The following is a 1696-nucleotide window of genomic DNA, read 5'->3' on the forward strand; positions in this document are numbered from 1 at the left end:
GTTGATGGTGTTGATGGTTCAATGCCTGTTGTGGCTAGTTGGTTTACACGCACAGCAACAGGGCTGGGATAAGCATTTTCAGGCCAATACCATTGGGCATCGAACGGTACTCTCAACGATTCGCTTGGGATTGGAGGTACTCAGGCGGCCTGATTATCAAATCACGGAGAAAGAATTGCTGGCGGCCTGGGTATTATTCGCCAATCAGTTGCTCAAATATGGCTATGCTATGGCTGATTTATGAGGGGATCCTTCAGCCTTTAACATCTGTCGTTGACGTAGCTTTCAGCCTAAATGCATACCCCGAATCTTCACCAGATTCCCACACAAAGACGCATGACACGGAACCATAATCATCCCATTTTTTTCCGACACGCCCTTTTCTTCTCAACAAGTTTAAGGCTCCATCAGGGCCTTTAATAGCCATTTCTACCGATGAATGTCGTGCTTTTCGCCATGGACTGCGAGTATGAATAGCTCGATAGTTTATCGTCATTGCTTTGCTCCCTGCCTCTATCGGTTGTTTCGTTTAAACCATCTATTATTTTAGCAGGCTTCATATCAAGGCATGTCAAAAAATTCACAACAAGTGACCGTCTTCGTTAGCTAGTTTATTGTAATTCCGAAAGTGGTCGTCCTATCTATGGCAATGACTATTGTTTTAGGGAACTGCTTATCGACTTTGGTGACACCGGTTATCTGGCAATGTACCAGTATGATGGCAGCGAACGATTGACCGTGTTGTGTATCCGCCACCAAAAAGAAGCCGGCTATTGAGAGATGCATCAGCAAAGAGGTCTTCGCATGGATGAGCGATTATGAATATACTGCTACTCTCTATAAACACAAAAGCAAGGGATTTGAGCCCCTTGCCCTTTACTTCCCTATTTGTACTCGCAGCTATCGTGCTAAGTAAGTTAATCACCAACTTTGTAACCGACCCGAGATACGACTACAACCAAAGTTGTGATTACCATTCCCATAAATTTTCGTGTCTGTTTTAGCAAAATAACTTAATCTTTTAAACAAGTCTTGGTAAATGTAAGTGAAATCAGCTTGGTTACGACACAGTAAATATTGAGCATTTTCTGGGAAATGGATTAACCCTTGAGCATGGGAAATATCTAACCTTAGTGCACTCGCCCAAGCTTTGTGTATTCGGTTATACATATTAGCCCGACCCAATTCAAACTTTCCTAAACTTTTATACGCATGGCCATTGAAGAACAAACAGACATGGTAATGACACTTATCCCTTCCGCTGATCTCTTTAACCCAAATGTAAAATAACTCACTTGCATGAACCTGACCGTCAGTTGTGTTTCGTAGTTTCGCCTGATAATCCGCTTTTAACTGGGCTTTTAATGATTCGAAGAAACGGGTGATCACTGCTGTATCACTCGATTCAAACGTATCAGGAAATCGTAGATCAACTCTTATCGCAAACACCTTTGAATCTGTCTCTTCTACACAAATAATTAGTAAAAAAACGGAACTCTCTTGACTGCCGATGATCTGATCATGCAAATTCATTTACTTCACCATTTTCCATGTCAATTTTTAACCCGAGCCAATGGGCAGCCGATCACTTTCATCATGCTGAGCTAGGTGATAAACGAAGAGCGGCAAGGTTAACCGTCGTTGCTGAACATATGGCGGTTGGCAGCGGCAAATCGGTTGCCAGATCATGTAATGG

2 protein-coding genes and 1 pseudogene are annotated in these 1696 nt (G+C 42.6%); 2 read left to right on the plus strand and 1 reads right to left on the minus strand.

Annotation, left to right across the window (positions count from 1 at the left end):
* Positions 1-244, plus strand: a pseudogene (locus L5M38_RS24095) (IS4 family transposase); the annotation flags it as partial.
* 677 nt (positions 245-921) lie between these two features.
* Here L5M38_RS24095 and L5M38_RS24100 read toward each other — a convergent pair.
* Positions 922-1533 (minus strand): inovirus Gp2 family protein, encoded by a 612-nt coding sequence (locus L5M38_RS24100; RefSeq protein ID WP_263180543.1) that lies wholly within the window; start codon positions 1531-1533, stop codon positions 922-924.
* Positions 1534-1550: 17 nt separating this feature from the next.
* Between L5M38_RS24100 and L5M38_RS24665 the strand changes: the two genes are divergently transcribed.
* Positions 1551-1696 (plus strand): transposase DNA-binding-containing protein (locus L5M38_RS24665; protein WP_411569304.1); only part of this gene is annotated, 146 nt, incomplete at its 3' end.

The organism is Shewanella sp. SM101 (genome assembly GCF_025654465.1).
In the GTDB taxonomy this organism is placed as follows: Bacteria; Pseudomonadota; Gammaproteobacteria; order Enterobacterales; family Shewanellaceae; genus Shewanella; species Shewanella oncorhynchi.